Below are 16,613 nucleotides of genomic sequence, written 5' to 3' on the forward strand. Positions count from 1 at the left end.
GTCTGCGACTGTCGTGTGCGCCGAGAGCAAGCGATGTCATGACGCTCGAAATGCCAGGTGTAGACGATTACTTCCATGGCGCCGGCGGTACCTCCAGATCCCAGGTCCCGTAGACAGCGGGCTCGTTAATCTCAATGACCTCGAGATCGTCGGAGCGCCACATGACGTTGTGCGGGATGCCGGCCGGCTGTGACAGTCCGTCACCCGCGTTAAGCGTCACGTCGCCCTCGACACCGGCGAAACGGAACGTCACGGATCCGCGCAGCACATACAGGTAGTGCCCGGTCATGTCGTGCCAATGCCAGCCAGTAGGCTCGGTGAACGGCTTCAGCGCGCGAATGTGCTTTGCGCCGATGCGCCCGTTGGTCACCGCGGCGAGTCCGAGGTCGCGGTACTCGGAATCGGCGCGCAAGCCTTCCTGGTTCCAGGGCGCTTCGGCCGCGCTGATGCGCGCAAACGCGCTTAGAGATTGCGCGAGCTCACGTGGGCCGTCGTAGCGGGGTATGTCTTCGTTGTGCATTTGCATTTCCTTTGTGCGGCGTCAAGATATTCGCTAGTGCCGCGGTTACCTGATTCCTGTTCGGCTCAAGCCGAGTGGCACCGACGCACTACTAGCGAGCAGTGGGACCGGCCAAAGCAGTTATTTGTGAGCCTGGTTTGCAACGTTTTGCGCATCGGCTGTTCCGATTCGTCCGGCCACAGCCTCGGCGCGCACCCGTTGAGCGCGCCGACGTGACGAGCATGTCGAATCCAGCTCGTCGACAAACGCGAGCATCCGTTGCTTATGCGGCATTGTGACGAGCATCCCGGAGAGATTGCCCATCGCTCGTGCACCGGCGGCGAAGGCCGGCAGGCTATCTGGTTTGACCCAGAAAGGAACGCAAACTGCGTCGGTGCACTGTTCGACAAACTGCCTGTTCAGCAACTGTGGCGACTTCGCCGCGCTCAGCGGGTCGGCTACCAAACCGTAGAGCCGCGTTGTGCCTGAGATATGTGGTCGCATTGCGTCTCAATTTAAAACGAGGGTCAATTGGTGCACATTCGAATCGGCGTACGGCTCTGAAGTGCACGTTTGCATGCGATGTCCTATTTGCGTCGTGCCCACGCGGGGATCACGCCCGGCAGGCAGCCGGCGGCAGCTCAAGGCCGCATGTTGTGGGCGAATCCCGACTCGGCGGCATCCTTGCTCGTCGTGGCCATCGCTTCACTGCGCAGGCGTTCATATTCGGCCGTAGGTACAGGCGTAGCGTTGCGGTCGCCGAGATCGTCGAGGCGAATACGGTACGTTTCCCGGGTGGTGAACGCGGCAAACGCAGCAACCAGACAAATGCCGAACGTGAGAAAGCCAATTTTCAACGGGATGTTGGTGGACCCAGGGGGCGCGACTGCGACGAAAAGCGACGGCAGCAAGGCACACAAGGTCGTCCCTACGTTTTGTCCGATCGCCATGCCGGTGACACGCACGCGCGTGCGGAACAGTTCGGGGAACAGACTCGGGAACACGCCGTTGAAGCCCTGGTAAGCGACGCCCCACATGAGCAACGAGAAGAGCAGTGAGAGCCAGATACTGTGAATGCTGATGGCGTACAGGTAGCCGAAAGCGAAGATTCCGGAGCTCACAACGCCGACGATAACGGGGGGCCTGCGACCGATCTTGTCCGAGAGGTTGCCCACGAGGGGGATCAGTATGACGGAGCAAAGGTTGCCGAGGACAGGCACCCACAGAAAGACGGCGGCAGGAAAGCCAATACCGTACGCCGGCTGGACCGCATAGGTCGCGCCGAAAACGGTCGCCAGAAGCGCGGTGACCGCGGCAAGCGCCATACCGACGACACGCAGGACATCACCCCAGCTATCACGCAGGACCTCGATCACCGGGGAAGAAGGAATTTCTCCGTGGGCCTTTTCTTCCGAAAAAGCAGGGGTCTCATCAACCTCGCGGCGAATGATGTAACCCACAATGACCACGACGATGCTCAGCAGGAACGGAATGCGCCAGCCCCACGAAGCAAATTGTTCCTTTGGCATGAAGTGCGCGAGCGGCAAGAAGATGCCCGCTGCAAGGAGTTGCCCTGCCTGAACTCCCTGGAAGGTAAAGCTGGCAAAAAATCCACGCCGTCCGAAGGGCGCATGTTCGAGAATCATGGAACTTGCTCCGGACATTTCTCCCGCGACCGCGAATCCCTGAATGAGCCGCAGGACGACGAGCAGCACTGGTGCCCAGATGCCGATCTGCTGATAGGTGGGCAATAGGCCAACACACAGCGTCGCGAAGCCCATCAGGAACATGCAGAAGATCAGCACGGTCTTTCGCCCGTGACGATCGCCAAGGTGCCCCAGCACCATAGCCCCTATTGGCCTTGCGACATAGCCGACGCCGAACGTCGCCAGTGACGCGACGATGCCTACCGTTGGATTGTGTGATGGAAAGAAGAGCTGCGGGAACAACAATGTCGCAGCCGTCGCGTAGATGAAAAAGTCGTAGTACTCGAGCGCTGAGCCGACCCAACCACTGGCTGCTGCGATCTTCGACTGGCGCTTGCCGTGGGGCTTAGCCTGTGTTTGTGCGTTCATGCCTGTCTCCATCGTAATTGACTTTCCGGTGCTGTTGGTTTATTGTTGTAACACCGTTCCAATAGGAAGGATGTTACTCACATTATGAGAGTTGTCAAGGGAGCAGTTGACCGATCGCTTCAGGCGATCGAGTTGCTCGCACGTGAGGCGCGCTGGATGCGTATGTCCGATATCGCCGCTGAACTCGAGCTCGAGAAAGGACCGGCCCATCGAGTACTTGCGCAGCTGTGCGAGCAGGGCTGGGCCGAACAGGACGAACACACTTCTCAATACCGTCTGACTTTGAAGCTTTCCTTGCTTGGTCAGCGGTACTTGCATGGGCTTGGCTTGCCGGGCCTGGTGCAGCCGATCATCGATGAGGTCGCGGTTCAGTGCCGCGAACTGGTCCGGCTGACGGTCGTGAGCGAGGGAAAACTCGCGTGGCTGGCGTCCTCGCAAGGCGCGGCACCGGGTCTCATGTATTCGCCGTCAATGGATAGCCCGATTACCTTGCATGCAACGGCGAACGGGAAGGTGTGGCTTGCGTCGATGTCAAACGACCAGGCGGTCGAATGTGCGTTGCGTGGCGGACTCGGAAAAGCTGTCGCCAGCGCATGCGGGCCCAAGGCAATCACAAGCATCGAGCAGTTGATTCCGGAGTTGGAAGTGACCAGGCAGCGCGGCTATGGGCTTGTCGTAGAAGAAGCCGAACCGGGTGTCGCTGCTTTGGCGGTGCCTGTGAGGTCGCTGAGCGACGGTACGGTGGTCGGCACGATGAGCATTGCTGGACCGGTAATGCGAGTTCAGCCCGAGCGTTACGACGCCTTCTACGCGTTATTAAACGAAGCGGCTTCGAAGCTAGGCGCGGTATGGCCGCGCCAAGGCGTTGGTGCCAACGTAAGTGAGGCGGCATGAACGTGCCATCAGCAACACAGGCCGCCGAGGTTATCGCCAGTCCGCGAGAACAGGCTGCACGCATTCTTGTGACAGCGCGCCGAAAAGGCGAGCTCGTCGGGCGGCTGCCTGTCGAACTGTTGCCTGCGAATGTGGACGACGGTTTTGCAATCCAGCAGGAGGTCAGCCATCAGCTAGGTGGGCGGATCGCCGCATGGAAATGCGCGCTTCCGCAGCCGGGGAAAATCATCGCCGCGCCGATCTATGACGCTTATATCCATCGAGGCGATGTATGTCGCATGAGTGGGCCTCCGCGTGCCTTTGTGAGGGCAGAGCCCGAACTGGCCCTTCTGCTGAACCGCGACCTTCCCACACGGCGCGACGCCTATAGCGAGGCTGAAGTACTCGCCGCTCTTGGGCACACGCACCTCGCACTTGAATTGCTAGGCAGTCGTTACTCGCATCCCGAAACGCTGACTTTCCCTGAACTACTGGCAGACGGCCTGTTCAATGCCGGCCTTGTCATTGGACCCCGCGTTAATCCGGTCGCGGGCGCGACGCTGGCCGATCTCCCCGTCGAATTGGATATCAGTCTGGCCAGCGTCGGGGAAGAAGCAGTCACGTTCGCAGGCCGCCACCCTGATCGCAGCATACTGGCGCCGATCGTGTGGCTCACCAATTTCCTTCGTGTCCGCGGCATCGGACTGCATGCCGGCCAGGCTGTTATCACCGGCTCTTACGCGGGTGTGCTGGAGTTGCCAATCGGCTGCGAGTTGCGTGTTGGCTTCGGCAACCTCGGCACATTGCCGATTACTTTTTTGTCTTGATAGGAGCATCAGATGCGTCTCGTCCGTTTCGGCCAGCCTGGCCAGGAGCACCCCGGTATCATCGATTCGAGCGGCGCGATCCGCGATCTGAGCGGCATCGTGAGCGACATTGATGGAACGACTGTCTCGCCGGCCGCCCTTGCAAAGCTGAGCGAACTCGATTTAGATCGTTTACCCGTCGTTGAAGCGGGCACGCGTCTCGGCGCCTGCGTCGGCAACGTCCGTAATCTCGTGTGCATTGGTCTGAACTACTCCGATCATGCTGCTGAAACCGACACGCCGATACCACGCGAACCTGTGGTGTTCAACAAGCATACGGGCTCCATCAGCGGCCCGAACGACCCGGTCATCTTGCCCGCAGACGCGCAAAAGCTGGATTGGGAGGTCGAACTCGGCGTGGTGATCGGCAAACCCGCCTGGCAGATCGACGAAGCAGACGCGCTTGACCATGTGGCGGGCTACTGCCTTGCGAATGATGTTTCCGAACGCGCGTATCAGCTCGAACGCGAAGGGCAGTGGACCAAGGGTAAAAGCGGATTCTCGTTCGCTCCGCTCGGACCGTGGCTTGTCACGCGGGATGAAATTCCCGACCCGCAGGTTCTGGACCTGTGGCTCGACGTCAACGGCACGCGTCGTCAGACCGGCAACACACGGACCATGATCTTCAATGTCGCGCATATCGTGGCGTATCTCAGCCGCTTCATGCCGTTGATGTCTGGCGACGTCATCATTACGGGCACGCCTCCCGGCGTGGGCCTCGGTCAGAAGCCACCGGTCTTCCTGAAAGCAGGCGACACGATGACGCTTGGCGGCAACGGACTCGGCGCGCAGACACAAAACGTTGTGCAGTATGCGGACACGCTCGGCGCGGCATGGGGCCGCGGCGAGTATCCATTGGCACTGTAAGACGATTCAATTTGACAAAGGAGGAGATATGAGCCTTGCTGGAACGGGCGTGGTCGCAATCTGGCATGACCTGCTGCCGGAAGCGAAGGACGAATTTTACGAGTGGCACAACCGCGAGCACATGCCCGAACGCGCCGGGATTCCAGGATTCAGGCGCGGTCGGCGCTTTATAGCACTGGATTCAGGTCCGGAGTACTTCAATCTTTACGAGGCCGACACCGTCGAGGTGCTTGGCGCGCAAGACTACCTTTCCCGGCTGAATACGCCGACGCCGTGGACCAAACAGGTAGTCGCCTCTTTCCGGGGCGTCGCACGCTCAATCTGTCACGTGGCCTATTCGGACGGTGTTGGGCAAGGTGCCAATCTCATGACTGTGCGATTTGACGTGCCATCGGCTGCGCGGGCAGAGGTCATGATGGCTTTGCGTCAGCGAGTCCTGCCGCCCCTTGTGGACCTACCGGGTATCACGGGCGTGCACCTGTGCCTTGCCGACGAAGCGATCAGCAAGGTGGAAACGGCGGAGAAGAAGGCGCGTTCAGAAGGCACCCAGGTACCGACATGGATCGTGTTAGTCGAAGGGTGCCGGGCAGACTATGTCCGTTCAGCGGTGGACCGTTTCGTTTCGGGACTCGCGGCATTGCCCCAGGCCGGCGTGACAGCACCGGACACGACCCTTTATCAACTTGAGTACACGCGCTGCAAAACGCCCTGGAGCGCCGGCTAAGCGGCGCATGGTCCTTCGCGCGAATCCCATATGGACAGGCGCGACCGGCCTTTACCCTGAGAAACGTAGGAGTAGTGCCATGCCGTTGAATATTGCCGACGCGTCCGTCCCCTCCATCGCGCCGATGTCGGCTCGTGCCATACGGCTCAATCCGGCCGACGATGTTGTTATCGCGCTCGAACAGCTTGTGTCCGGCACGGTGATCGAGAAAGAAGCGTTGACAGTTTCGGGACTGATTCCGCCCGGTCACAAAGTGGCGACACGTGACATCGGTCAGGGTGAGGCGGTGCTCCGCTACGGCCAGGTCATCGGCTTTGCAAGCCAGCCCATTCGCGCGGGGCAGCATGTACACACCCATAATCTCGCGATGGGCGACTTCACGCGCGACTACGCGTTTGGTCAGGCCGCGCGTCCGACTGTTCTGTCGGATGAGCCGGCAACATTTCAGGGCATTGTCCGGGAAGACGGCCGTGTCGCCACGCGTAACTACGTCGGAATTCTCACCTCTGTTAATTGCTCGGCCACCGTTGCACGAGCCATTGCTGACCATTTTCGGCGCGACGTTCGTCCGGAAGCACTAGCCGCGTTTCCGAACGTTGATGGCGTCGTCGCACTAACACATAGTTCAGGTTGCGCAATCGACTCGGAGGGCGACGGTCTCGCGATTTTGCAGCGCACGCTCGGCGGCTATGCATGCCATCCCAACTTCGCGAGCGTGCTGATCATAGGTCTCGGCTGTGAAACGAACCAGATTTCGCGACTACTTGAGACACAGGGGCTCCGCGAACACGATCGATTGCGAACGTTCACGATCCAGGACAGCGGTGGTACGACATTGACAATTGCGAAGGGTGTTGAACTGGTTCAGCGCATGTTGCCTGAAGCGAACAACGTGAGGCGAGAGACGGTCAGCGCGAGTCATCTCACGATCGGTCTGCAATGCGGAGGATCGGACGGCTATTCTGGCATCACAGCCAATCCGGTACTGGGCGCAGCCGTTGATTTGCTGGTGCAGCACGGCGGCACCGCGATTCTCTCGGAGACGCCCGAGATCTATGGCGCGGAGCACCTACTAACGCGCCGCGCCGCAACGCCCGAGGTGGGTCGAAAGCTGCTCGATCGCATCAGGTGGTGGGAAGCGTACGCGCAGCGGCAGGGGGCCCAGATCAACAACAATCCGTCGGCCGGAAATAAGGCCGGCGGCTTGACGACCGTCCTCGAGAAATCACTGGGCGGTATCGCAAAGGCAGGCTCGACAAACCTCACCGAGGTGTACGAATACGCACAGCCCGTTAAGGCACGCGGTCTGGTGTTCATGGACACGCCCGGCTACGACCCCGTGTCGGCTACGGGCCAGGTAGCCGGCGGTGCGAATCTGATCTGCTTCACGACGGGACGTGGTTCAGCTTACGGCTGCGCGCCTACGCCGTCTGTCAAACTTGCAACTAACACAGCACTTTGGCAACGGCAATCCGACGATATGGACCTGAACTGCGGAGAAGTGTTGGAAGGCAAAACTTCAATTGAGCAACTTGGCGCAGTGCTTTTCAAATTGCTGTTAGATGTCGCTTCGGGGACCCGTTCACGCAGTGAGCGGCACGGTTACGGACAGAACGAATTCGTACCTTGGCAGATTAGCGCAATTATGTGAACGCAGATCGATATCAGTCGACGGTCTCAATGCTGCTAAGCAGGCAGTGTTTTCCCCCGCAGCCCTTTCCTAAGCAGGCGCGTCTATGCGAGTAAGCGGAATTAAAGGGCCGCTATGCAGCCGATAGCCGCCTGTAGACCTACGGTAATTTGGGCGGCTGCTTGGGGTCGGGTTGAGCCGACCGCATCGGGCGGGAGTCGGCCATCTGCGGACGTCCGTTAGGTGCTCACATTGAGGTCCGTGAGTCGGCTCCGCCGCTAAAAGCGGACTATCACGCGTAGCTGATACTGGCGAGTCATACCCGAAGCGTCCACGGAACGATAAATTTTGGAAGATCCTGAAACGACTGTGTTTGCTGCGCTGACTACGCGCTTACGGCTGACCGTAGAAAGTCGACAAACGCACGCACCTTCGCTGATAAGTGGCGATTCTGCGGATAGAGGATGGAGAACGGCCGGGAGCGTCCACCATATTTCTGAAGGATCTCCACGAGATCGCCACGCTTTAAAGCTTCGGCCGCCGCGAAACGGTAGGTCTGGTAAAGGCCGCCGCTCGCATTGACCCAGGCGACGCACCCTAGCGCATCATTGAGTACCCGCATTCGGCTCTTTATCGGTTGTTCAATCTCAGCCCCTTTTTCATCAGTAAACAACCACTGCATCGGTCGCCCAGTATTAGGGGACACGTATTGAATGCAGTCATGCTTCTCAAGATCATTGAGCGATAGCGGCGTGCCTCTTCTACGTAAGTAATCTGGTGTACTGAAAACGCATAAAGACGCATCCTCCAGCTTATATGCCACCAGTCGCGAATCACGCTGGATGCCTAATCGGATAGCAAGATCAAACCCCTCTTCAACAAAATCAATGATCTTGTCCGAGATACTTATCTCGATGTCGATCTGTGGATAGGCCTCGGTGAACTTGGGCATCAAAGGCAGTAAGCGATATGTCCCGTAAGCGGCACTGACGCTGATGCGCAGCAGCCCACTCGGCACTGTCTGTGCGCCGGTGATCGCGCGCTCTGCCTCGGCGATTTGCTCGAGCGCTATCTGACACTCCTTCCAATAAAGCTCCCCTTCATTTGTGACCTTGACGCTGCGCGTTGTCCGCGAAAACAGGCGCACACCAAGGCGCTGTTCGAGCCGACTGATCGATCGACTGATCGCTGCCGGGGTTACGCCAAAAACCTCGGCCGCGCCTGTGAAACTTCCCAACTCCGCGGCTTTACAAAATTGCTCGATGCTGCCGAGCTGGATCGATTCGATGGCGGCCATTGTTTGTTCCAAAATGTAATAGATGAATTGATGTTTACACCATTTATGTATGGTCAACAAGCTAATAAAGTGCATTCACTGCTCGCGCAGACAAGGAATTGTGACCAGCTCCTATACGCATACGGGTTGGCGCCATCTTCAACTTACAATTAGGAACGACGCAAATGACTACCAAACTGCACGTTTTCACCTCTCCCTCGGCTTTCCCTAACCCACAGCGCCTGCGTCTGTTCATGCACGAAAAGGGGATCGCAGATCAGTTTGACGAAACCATCTATGACATGACGCCGGTCGGCGAACAGCGTGGCTGGCGTCACTTGAAAATGAATCCATGGGGCGAAACGCCGACGCTTGAACTTGCTGACGGTAGCTTCCTTTCCGAGACAGCCGCCGTTGTCAGATATCTCGACCAGTCCTATCCCGGTCGAAAGATTATGGGCGACACGCCCTTGGAGCAGGGCTTGGACAATATGTGGGACAACCGCATCTGGGTTCACATCCTGTATCGGATTGTCACGGCCTTCCACGTTTTGCACACGGGTCTCGGGTTCAAGCTTGAACTGACGAAGAACGAGGCGTGGGGTGAGCACTGCCGCAAGGAAGCATTGGCCCATGCCGCGCTGGTCAACAAGCATCTGTCGGACGGCCGGCAGTGGCTGCTGGGCGGTAATGAACCGACCTTCTCAGACATCACGCTGGCGACCGCAATCGCGTTCTCGAAGTTCCCGGTGAACGCCACTCCGCTCGACGAGCGTTTCGAATTTTTGGATGCCTACTGGCAACGTTGGCAACAACGTCCGAGCTTCAAGGTGGCCTATTGCCGACGGTAACAGCGGCATACCGGAGCTGGATAATCGGGCATAAAATGGGCTGGGCATCGCGCGACGCTCAGGAAAATGATCCCGCGCGATCCGGCGACGTCATACCTCACGACGCGTCGGGGCACTTTATACTCAGCAGCTTACACAGGCGGCGGTACTGGCCGCCCCAACCATCGCAGGCGCACTATCCATTGCTGTGTTCAATGGCATTACGAATGTCGGCGCTTGTTCGGCCCAATATTTTCGGCATAGGAACATTGCGCGATATGGTCAAGAAAACCTCTCCCGAACAACGCCGTGAGCTAGGTACCTTCCTCTCCAGTCGACGGGCGCGTCTGCAGCCTAAGGAATTTGGTCTGCCTGAGGGCCCGCGGCGCACACCGGGCTTGCGGCGCGAAGAAGTCGCCGTGCTCGCAGGCGTCAGCGTCAGTTGGTACACGTGGCTCGAACAGGGACGCGACATCCAGCCCTCCGCAGACGCACTGCGGCGCATCTCGAAGATTCTCAAACTCGATCGGGTCGAATCCTCTCATCTCTTTGCGCTTTCGGCCCGTGAGGAACCGGCCGTCGTGACCACCGGCGGAGTTACCGAAGGTCTGGAAAGGCTGGTTCGCGCGATCAACCCCATCCCTGCCTACGTGCGCAACACGCGATTAGACATACTCGCCTGGAATGATGCGATTGCGGACCTTTTCGTCGATTACGGCTCGCTGCAGCCGCACGAGCGCAATACGTTACGCCTGCTGTTTCTCTATCCCCCCTATCGCACGCTGATCCTCGATTGGGAGCAGATGGCGCGCGGCATGATCTCCACGTTCCGCGCCTCGCGCGCGCATGCGCAGGACAAAGTTCCGTTCGACGATCTGATTAATGAACTCTCGCAACAGAGCGCTGAGTTCCGTGACTGGTGGCAGGACACGGACGTGAAAGGTTTTGATGAGGGCAGCAAACGTCTGCGGCATCCGACTTCCGGACATATCGATTTCACGTATGTTGCGTTGACGCCGGAGGGCCGGCCCTACCTTTCGCTGGTGACGTATATCCCGCGCCATACTGCCTATGACACGCAGTCATAGGATTACAAGACGCCTTCTTCACTCGAATCGCTTTGTCTAGACTGGCATCACTGAATCGCAAACGGGTGTTTGCGAACAAAACCCAAGTCTGGAGGTAAGTATCATGAAACTCATTCAATCACTCATCGTCGCCGCTGCTTTTGCTATTCCGGCTGTATCGTCGTTCGCCCAGTCAGATGCACCTGTTAGCCGTGCGCAAGTGCGTGCTGAATTGGCTCAACTTGAACAGGCAGGCTACCAGCCGGGTGCTGGCGACCAAGCAACTTATCCGGTGCAGATTCAAGCCGCCGAAGCACGTGTCACCGCGCAAAATAACGCCGCTACGGGTTACGGTGGAGTCTCGGGCGGATCATCCTCGTCAGGCGCCTCGCTTAAGCCAACCGCCAATATCGCTACGAAGTCGATCTATTCCGGTCACTAAGCTGATCTAGAGCATCGGCAAAATACGGCCTAAGGCTGGTTGCTGTCTTGATCGATAGCAAGCCAGCCATCTTGTTTTAGTACCTCCTCCTACGGCATATTTGCCGGTGGATCCCGCCCAGCTACGGCTGGCTTTTTTTTGCGTACGCCGAGCTACCGCTAGATAAGAAATCAAAATGCGTTTGCTCAATTTCTTTGCCATTCGATAGCGGCACCTAGCGGCTTATCTTGATCGGAACTGGATGGTCCGCGTCCGACCCGCATTTCTGCACATGTGCGCATCACGCGTATCGATCTCACGTATGTCGCAATGACGCCAAGGGTCGGCCCGACCTTTCCCTGGTGACGTATATCTCACACCATGCTGCCTATGACCCGCAGTCATAGGATTACGAGACGCCTTCTTCACCCAGATCGCTTTGCCTAAACTGACCATCAGAGCAGCACCTCATTCGCTGATTTCATCTGTCAAGGAGGCAATAACGATGTCGAATCACAACGCTCAGCCAAACACTAACGCGGTCAACGTCGCGACCTCGCGTAACCCTGCGACCAACGAACTGATCGCAACCTATACATTCCAGACTGCCAACGAAGTGGAGCGCCTGCTTGTTGATAGTGCTGCAGCTTTCCGGCTGTGGCGGGCGACGCCGATGCGAGAACGCGTCGCTGCCTATCATCGCCTCTCGGCAACCTTGCGCGAAAGATCAGATAGTCTGGCTTCCCTCATCACGGCCGAGATGGGCAAGACCATCGGCGCAGCGCGCGCAGAGGTTGAGAAATGCGCCGCTACCATAGAGTGGATCGCAGAAAACGGCCCTGCGATCGTTGCAGATGAACCGGTCTCGGTCGATAGCGATGACGAGGTCCATGTTTCGTATCTGCCAATAGGCACGGTTCTGGCCGTCATGCCATGGAACTTCCCTTTGTGGCAGGTGGTACGCGCCTCTGGTCCGGTCATGCTGTCGGGTAACGGCTTTTTACTGAAGCATGCGCCGAACGTCATGGGTTCTGCTTATGCCCTGCAGGAGGCGTATGAAGCTGCTGGGTTTCCAAAAGGGCTTTTCGCCAATCTGAATACCGACAACGAGACAGTAGCCCGGACGATCGAGGACGATCGGGTGGCGGCGATCACGCTAACAGGTAGCATGCGAGCGGGCTCGGCGGTGGCTGCGACGGCAGGAAGGGCGCTTAAAAAGAGTCTGCTGGAGTTGGGGGGCGCGGACGCCTTCATCGTGTTGGCCGATGCGAATATCGATCTAGCGGTAAAAGCGGGCATCGAAGCACGATTCCAGAACGCCGGACAGGTCTGTCTGGCCGCCAAGCGATTTATTCTTGAAAGGCCCATCGCCGAAGAATTTACTCGGAAATTCGTCGCTGCCGCAAAGCAAATAAAGGTGGGGGACCCGCTCGACCCGACGAGCACGATTGGGCCGATGGCGCGCCACGACTTGCGCGACGAACTGCACCAGCAGATCGAACGTACCATCGCGGCCGGTGCGACGCTCCTGCTCGGTGGCAAGAAGGTCGAGGGAATCGGCAACTTCTATGAACCAACGGTGTTAGCTGACGTCACGCCGGGCATGGCGGCATTCGACGAGGAAACATTCGGGCCGGTGGCAGCAATCACGGTGGCAGACAACGCAGAACAAGCGATCCTGCTCGCGAATACCAGCGATTACGGGCTGGGCGGCAGTCTTTGGACCAGCGATGTCGCACGAGCACAACGCATCGCGCGTCGCCTGGAAACCGGTGGCGTATTCATCAACGGCTATCCCGCCTCGAACGCTCGCATTCCGGTCGGTGGGGTGAAAAAGAGTGGCTACGGACGCGAACTGTCGCATTTCGGCTTACGCGAGTTCACCAACGCCCAGGCAGTCTGGGCCAAGGCCGTGGACTGATCCACAAACCATCTCATCGAAAACCAAGCGATCAATTCTCGAAGGATAACCATGTCTAACTCTAAATCCAGTCCTATTTTGCAAGAGGCTACGATCGGCGGCTTGCTCCTAAAGAACCGCGTCGTGATGGCACCAATGACGCGCAGTCGTTCGGACGATGCCGGTGTGCCGCCTGACTATGCCGCCGATTACTATGCGCAGCGCGCTGATGCAGGTCTAATCATCACGGAGGCAACAAATATCTCGGCACAAGCGCGTGGCTACCCCCGCACGCCGGGGATCTGGACTAGCGAACACATTAAGGCGTGGAAACACGTGACCGAGGCAGTGCATCGCCGAGAGGGCAAGATCTTCCTGCAGCTCTGGCATACGGGACGGATGTCACACCCCGATATACATGCCGGTGCGCTGCCTGTCGCACCGTCGTCGATCAAACCGGCGGGACAGATCCGCGTCCAGGATGGCATGAAAGATTTTGTCACGCCTCGTGCGCTCGCGACGGACGAAATCCCGTTGATCGTCGAGGAATATCGCCGTGCTGCGGAAAACGCGAAGCTTGCCGGCTTCGATGGTGTCGAAGTGCATTCGGCCAATAATTACCTACTCGAACAATTCATTCGCGACAGCACGAATCATCGTTCGGACAGGTATGGTGGTTCGGTAGAGAATCGATTGCGTTTCCCACTCGATGTCGTCAAAGCCGTTATCGATGTTTGGGGCGCAGACCGCGTCGGCATCCGCATTTCGCCAGTCACTACGACCCCGGGTGACACACCGCTCGACAGCAATACGATGGAGACATACGGTGCATATGTAGACGCGTTGTCACGCCTCGGATTGCTTTATATACACGACATCGAGGGTGTGACTCAACTGAGCCGCGAAGCGTCAGAAGGCATCAGCTTCACTGACCTGCGCAAGCGCTTTAAAGGCGCCTACATCGCCAACAATCAATACACGCTCGCCCTAGCCGAAAAAACACTGGCTGCGGGAGACGCCGATCTGTTCAGCATAGGACGGCCGTTCATTGCCAATCCGGATTTGGTCGAGCGCCTCAGGACAGGCGCTCCACTAGCCGAAGCGCCAAAGGAATATTGGTATGGCGGAGACGCGAACGGATATTCCAACTGGCCGCGGATGAACGGTCAGAGTGCAATAGATCAATGAGGAGGGTAAAACCCCGGTCATTGAGCGAGATTAACATACTGCACTCTCTATAGAGCCAAACTGACTTGGTACGTGCAACATCGTTTGGCGGCCATCAGCGGCCGTTGGCCCGCGCAGTCGTGGGAACATTCGGATGACCGATGAGCATGAAACATGCGGATATTCGGACGGGCGTCGCATTCTCGCGTATTCATCCGACCAGCGCCGGCGTGGCGAGATTGACGTTCGAACATCAGCGGACGCTGAAACTTGCGGACGTTTGATCGTCATTATTATCCGCTTGGCAGCCATCTGACCGGATGGTAGGCGGACTAGGACTAAGGTCCAATTGCAACGCCACAATTGCGTGTCAACATGCAATTAGCTTCACGTATCCGGACGTGTTCACTTGTAAACCAACATGGAGAGAATAATGTCTGATGCCAATGCCGAGTCCACCGATTTGGGGAATCAGGTCCCACAGACCGAAAGCGCTCCCAGCGAAAGGGTTTCCAAACTACATGAAAAAGCGCTGGCACGCCTGCAGGGCGCCAGGGAAAAGGCCTCGGCTGTGCAGGTCGTGGTGGTCGAAAACGGCAAAATCGCTGCCCGCGCGACCGACGACTTCGTCCACGAGTATCCGTGGGTATCCATCGGGATGGGGGCCGGTTTTGGGGTGCTGGTAGGTCTGCTGATCAATCGCGACTGACGTGCGTTGATCTCGCATATGAGCCGTTTGGGAAGCGTCTGAAAAATGTAGGACTGCGAGAGCGTTAGCGAACTGCGGTACAACAGAGACACGGCAATCGTGCAGCACAAACACCGCAACACGGACAAAGGTCAGGGGCCAACCAGGCTTGTATCGGATTTCGCAGCTTTCGAGCACGCGATCCGATGAATCTCAGGACGCTCCCTCTCCCTAGAAATGGAAATACTCTCAGCTGGCGCTATAGTGAATCACACCCGTTGGCCAACGCGCGGTGGTCATCCAGGCGCCCGGAATAAGCGCCCGCTCGACAACCAACGTGACCAGCCGAAAGACTGGTATCAACTTGAGAGCTGCCGTCGAGGCGTTGCTCAGTCGAGCGGCGTGTGGGTCAAACTGGGTCGTTCAAAGTCACTTTGCCGGGTTTCTCGGCGGCGATAGTTCAGGGGGTGGAATGACAGGCGCAAGGCCTGTCAGATATGGGTTACCACCCCTGCTGTAGCAAATCTGTAGCACATAGAACTCCGCTCCTAGAGTATCAGCCAACTGTTATGCAGTCCCGGCTCGCGCACACTCATCCAACGACAATCGGGCCCAGGTAGAGACATTTGCATTGCGCCGTTGGACGACCGGACCTCGGTGAATTGCGGACGGTCGTTTCCACGATTGTTCGCACCGCCTTGAATCCGGTGCCCCGTCGAAGGCTACGCGCCGTCTCCCCGACTTGCTGTCCTCCTTGGTACGCGACAGGAAGGGTGATGCGCCTCGGCGACCGCTGAACTGTTGCCGATGAGCGTTCCACCAGACCACCACCACCTAGCGCCCTTAGCGTGCTTGGCTTTTCTCGCCGCGTGCCGACCACACGCCGTCGTCATAGAATTGTCAATATGGGGGCAATATGAAACATGGACTGGTAGTTGGGCTGCTGTGCGGCGCGCTGCTTGCCGGTTGCATGTCGGCCGGGGTCGAAGTGAGGCCTCAACAGATGTCGAGCTTCAGGCCTGGCGTGACGACCCTGCAAGACGTGACAGCCATGCTCGGCCCGGCGTCGGTGCAGACTGCGCTGGACGACGGTTCGACGTTGCTCGTCTACACGTTCGTGACGTCGAGGCCGCATCCTGAGAGCTTTCTTCCGTTCATCGGGTCGTTGGTTGGCGGTGCCGACACGCGCTCGTCGGCGGCGGTGTTCCTGTTCGATGCGCACGGCGTGCTCAAGAGTGCAAGCACCACGACCTCGAACGTCGGCACGGGCCTGAGCAGCGGCTTGAGCACCGACCTGCACAGCGCGCCGGTGCCAGGCGTTGAGCCGCCCGTCGTGGTCAAGAGCATTCAGCCACCCGCCGTGCAGAGCATTGAGCTGCTTCCGGAAGACGAAGTCCAACCGACCCCGGAAGACAGTGCTGAACCGCCACCAGAACAAAGTGTCCAACCGGCTCCGAACAAATAGCGACGGACCTCAGCCATTTTCACTAATGAGAGTCCGCTGCAAGCCGATGCAATGGGAAGACCGTGAAGCCGAGGCTTCGCTCGACGGCCAAAGTCACTTGGATTCGCCTTCTTGGGCGGCGATAGTTCAGGTGGAATGATAGGCGCAAGGCCTGTCAGATATGGATGGCTACCCTTGTTGTAGCAGATCTGTAGCACGCGAAACTTCCCCTCTTAGCTCATTGCGCCTTCTATAGCGCAGTCCCGGCTCGCACTTGCTCATCCGA

16 protein-coding genes are annotated in these 16,613 nt (G+C 58.2%); 12 read left to right on the forward strand and 4 right to left on the reverse strand.

Going from position 1 to position 16,613, the window contains the following annotated elements:
* Positions 1 to 67: 67 nt before the first annotated feature.
* The 3 genes from B0G74_RS27080 to B0G74_RS27090 all read right to left on the reverse strand — a co-directional run bounded on the left by B0G74_RS27080 (position 68) and on the right by B0G74_RS27090 (position 2,574).
* The gene (locus tag B0G74_RS27080; RefSeq protein WP_132378068.1) at positions 68 to 520 is read right to left on the reverse strand and encodes a cupin domain-containing protein; all 453 of its coding nucleotides are present in this window, start codon (positions 518 to 520) and stop codon (positions 68 to 70) included.
* A 120-nt stretch (positions 521 to 640) separates the two neighbouring features.
* Entirely contained in the window at positions 641 to 1,003 is a 363-nt protein-coding gene (locus tag B0G74_RS46780) for a hypothetical protein (RefSeq protein WP_279388621.1), read from the reverse strand.
* 137 nt (positions 1,004 to 1,140) lie between these two features.
* Entirely contained in the window at positions 1,141 to 2,574 is a 1,434-nt protein-coding gene (locus tag B0G74_RS27090; protein WP_132378070.1) for an MFS transporter, read from the reverse strand.
* A gap of 84 nt (positions 2,575 to 2,658) precedes the next feature.
* Between B0G74_RS27090 and B0G74_RS27095 the strand changes: the two genes are divergently transcribed.
* The 5 genes from B0G74_RS27095 (at position 2,659) to B0G74_RS27115 (ending at position 7,555) form a co-directional block, all read left to right on the forward strand.
* Positions 2,659 to 3,468 carry an IclR family transcriptional regulator gene (locus tag B0G74_RS27095; RefSeq protein WP_132378072.1) on the forward strand — a complete coding sequence of 270 codons (810 nt, stop codon included), beginning with the start codon at positions 2,659 to 2,661 and terminating at the stop codon, positions 3,466 to 3,468.
* Positions 3,465 to 4,274, forward strand: a complete 810-nt coding sequence (locus B0G74_RS27100; RefSeq protein WP_132378074.1) for a 2-keto-4-pentenoate hydratase — start codon at positions 3,465 to 3,467, stop codon at positions 4,272 to 4,274. The genes B0G74_RS27095 and B0G74_RS27100 overlap by 4 nt, the downstream gene beginning before the upstream one ends.
* Before the next feature lie 12 nt (positions 4,275 to 4,286).
* Positions 4,287 to 5,180, forward strand: coding sequence for a fumarylacetoacetate hydrolase family protein (locus B0G74_RS27105; protein ID WP_132378076.1), 894 nt, complete (start codon positions 4,287 to 4,289; stop codon positions 5,178 to 5,180).
* A 28-nt stretch (positions 5,181 to 5,208) separates the two neighbouring features.
* Positions 5,209 to 5,904, forward strand: coding sequence for a hypothetical protein (locus tag B0G74_RS27110; protein ID WP_132378078.1), 696 nt, complete (start codon positions 5,209 to 5,211; stop codon positions 5,902 to 5,904).
* A gap of 79 nt (positions 5,905 to 5,983) precedes the next feature.
* Positions 5,984 to 7,555 (forward strand): altronate dehydratase family protein, encoded by a 1,572-nt coding sequence (locus B0G74_RS27115; protein ID WP_132378080.1) that lies wholly within the window; start codon positions 5,984 to 5,986, stop codon positions 7,553 to 7,555.
* A gap of 364 nt (positions 7,556 to 7,919) precedes the next feature.
* Here B0G74_RS27115 and B0G74_RS27120 read toward each other — a convergent pair whose 3' ends face one another.
* Entirely contained in the window at positions 7,920 to 8,831 is a 912-nt protein-coding gene (locus tag B0G74_RS27120; RefSeq protein WP_132378082.1) for a LysR family transcriptional regulator, read from the reverse strand.
* Positions 8,832 to 8,995: 164 nt separating this feature from the next.
* Here B0G74_RS27120 and B0G74_RS27125 point away from each other — a divergent pair, with 164 nt between their 5' ends.
* From B0G74_RS27125 to B0G74_RS27155, 7 genes are all read left to right on the forward strand, one after another.
* On the forward strand, positions 8,996 to 9,661 hold the full coding sequence (locus B0G74_RS27125) for a glutathione S-transferase C-terminal domain-containing protein (RefSeq protein WP_243658314.1): 666 nt from the start codon (positions 8,996 to 8,998) through the stop codon (positions 9,659 to 9,661).
* A 35-nt stretch (positions 9,662 to 9,696) separates the two neighbouring features.
* Positions 9,697 to 10,728: a helix-turn-helix transcriptional regulator gene (locus B0G74_RS27130; protein WP_243658315.1), complete on the forward strand. Its 1,032-nt coding sequence runs from the start codon at positions 9,697 to 9,699 to the stop codon at positions 10,726 to 10,728.
* 103 nt (positions 10,729 to 10,831) lie between these two features.
* Entirely contained in the window at positions 10,832 to 11,149 is a 318-nt protein-coding gene (locus B0G74_RS27135) for a DUF4148 domain-containing protein (protein ID WP_207915707.1), read from the forward strand.
* A 484-nt stretch (positions 11,150 to 11,633) separates the two neighbouring features.
* Positions 11,634 to 13,049 carry an NAD-dependent succinate-semialdehyde dehydrogenase gene (locus tag B0G74_RS27140; RefSeq protein ID WP_132378086.1) on the forward strand — a complete coding sequence of 472 codons (1,416 nt, stop codon included), beginning with the start codon at positions 11,634 to 11,636 and terminating at the stop codon, positions 13,047 to 13,049.
* Positions 13,050 to 13,100: 51 nt separating this feature from the next.
* Positions 13,101 to 14,216 (forward strand): alkene reductase, encoded by a 1,116-nt coding sequence (locus tag B0G74_RS27145; protein ID WP_132378088.1) that lies wholly within the window; start codon positions 13,101 to 13,103, stop codon positions 14,214 to 14,216.
* A gap of 412 nt (positions 14,217 to 14,628) precedes the next feature.
* Positions 14,629 to 14,904: a DUF883 family protein gene (locus B0G74_RS27150; protein ID WP_165923929.1), complete on the forward strand. Its 276-nt coding sequence runs from the start codon at positions 14,629 to 14,631 to the stop codon at positions 14,902 to 14,904.
* Positions 14,905 to 15,799: 895 nt separating this feature from the next.
* On the forward strand, positions 15,800 to 16,348 hold the full coding sequence (locus B0G74_RS27155) for a hypothetical protein (RefSeq protein WP_132378092.1): 549 nt from the start codon (positions 15,800 to 15,802) through the stop codon (positions 16,346 to 16,348).
* Positions 16,349 to 16,613: the final 265 nt, after the last annotated feature.

It is taken from the genome of Paraburkholderia sp. BL9I2N2 (genome assembly GCF_004339745.1).
In the GTDB taxonomy this organism is placed as follows: Bacteria; Pseudomonadota; Gammaproteobacteria; order Burkholderiales; family Burkholderiaceae; genus Paraburkholderia.

Coding starts and splice junctions, on each gene's coding strand:
- B0G74_RS27080 (WP_132378068.1), bottom strand. CDS start 520: ATGCACAACGAAGACATACCCCGCTACGACGGCCCACGTGAGCTCGCG.
- B0G74_RS46780 (WP_279388621.1), bottom strand. CDS start 1,003: ATGCGACCACATATCTCAGGCACAACGCGGCTCTACGGTTTGGTAGCC.
- B0G74_RS27090 (WP_132378070.1), bottom strand. CDS start 2,574: ATGAACGCACAAACACAGGCTAAGCCCCACGGCAAGCGCCAGTCGAAG.
- B0G74_RS27095 (WP_132378072.1), top strand. CDS start 2,659: ATGAGAGTTGTCAAGGGAGCAGTTGACCGATCGCTTCAGGCGATCGAG.
- B0G74_RS27100 (WP_132378074.1), top strand. CDS start 3,465: ATGAACGTGCCATCAGCAACACAGGCCGCCGAGGTTATCGCCAGTCCG.
- B0G74_RS27105 (WP_132378076.1), top strand. CDS start 4,287: ATGCGTCTCGTCCGTTTCGGCCAGCCTGGCCAGGAGCACCCCGGTATC.
- B0G74_RS27110 (WP_132378078.1), top strand. CDS start 5,209: ATGAGCCTTGCTGGAACGGGCGTGGTCGCAATCTGGCATGACCTGCTG.
- B0G74_RS27115 (WP_132378080.1), top strand. CDS start 5,984: ATGCCGTTGAATATTGCCGACGCGTCCGTCCCCTCCATCGCGCCGATG.
- B0G74_RS27120 (WP_132378082.1), bottom strand. CDS start 8,831: ATGGCCGCCATCGAATCGATCCAGCTCGGCAGCATCGAGCAATTTTGT.
- B0G74_RS27125 (WP_243658314.1), top strand. CDS start 8,996: ATGACTACCAAACTGCACGTTTTCACCTCTCCCTCGGCTTTCCCTAAC.
- B0G74_RS27130 (WP_243658315.1), top strand. CDS start 9,697: ATGGGCTGGGCATCGCGCGACGCTCAGGAAAATGATCCCGCGCGATCC.
- B0G74_RS27135 (WP_207915707.1), top strand. CDS start 10,832: ATGAAACTCATTCAATCACTCATCGTCGCCGCTGCTTTTGCTATTCCG.
- B0G74_RS27140 (WP_132378086.1), top strand. CDS start 11,634: ATGTCGAATCACAACGCTCAGCCAAACACTAACGCGGTCAACGTCGCG.
- B0G74_RS27145 (WP_132378088.1), top strand. CDS start 13,101: ATGTCTAACTCTAAATCCAGTCCTATTTTGCAAGAGGCTACGATCGGC.
- B0G74_RS27150 (WP_165923929.1), top strand. CDS start 14,629: ATGTCTGATGCCAATGCCGAGTCCACCGATTTGGGGAATCAGGTCCCA.
- B0G74_RS27155 (WP_132378092.1), top strand. CDS start 15,800: ATGAAACATGGACTGGTAGTTGGGCTGCTGTGCGGCGCGCTGCTTGCC.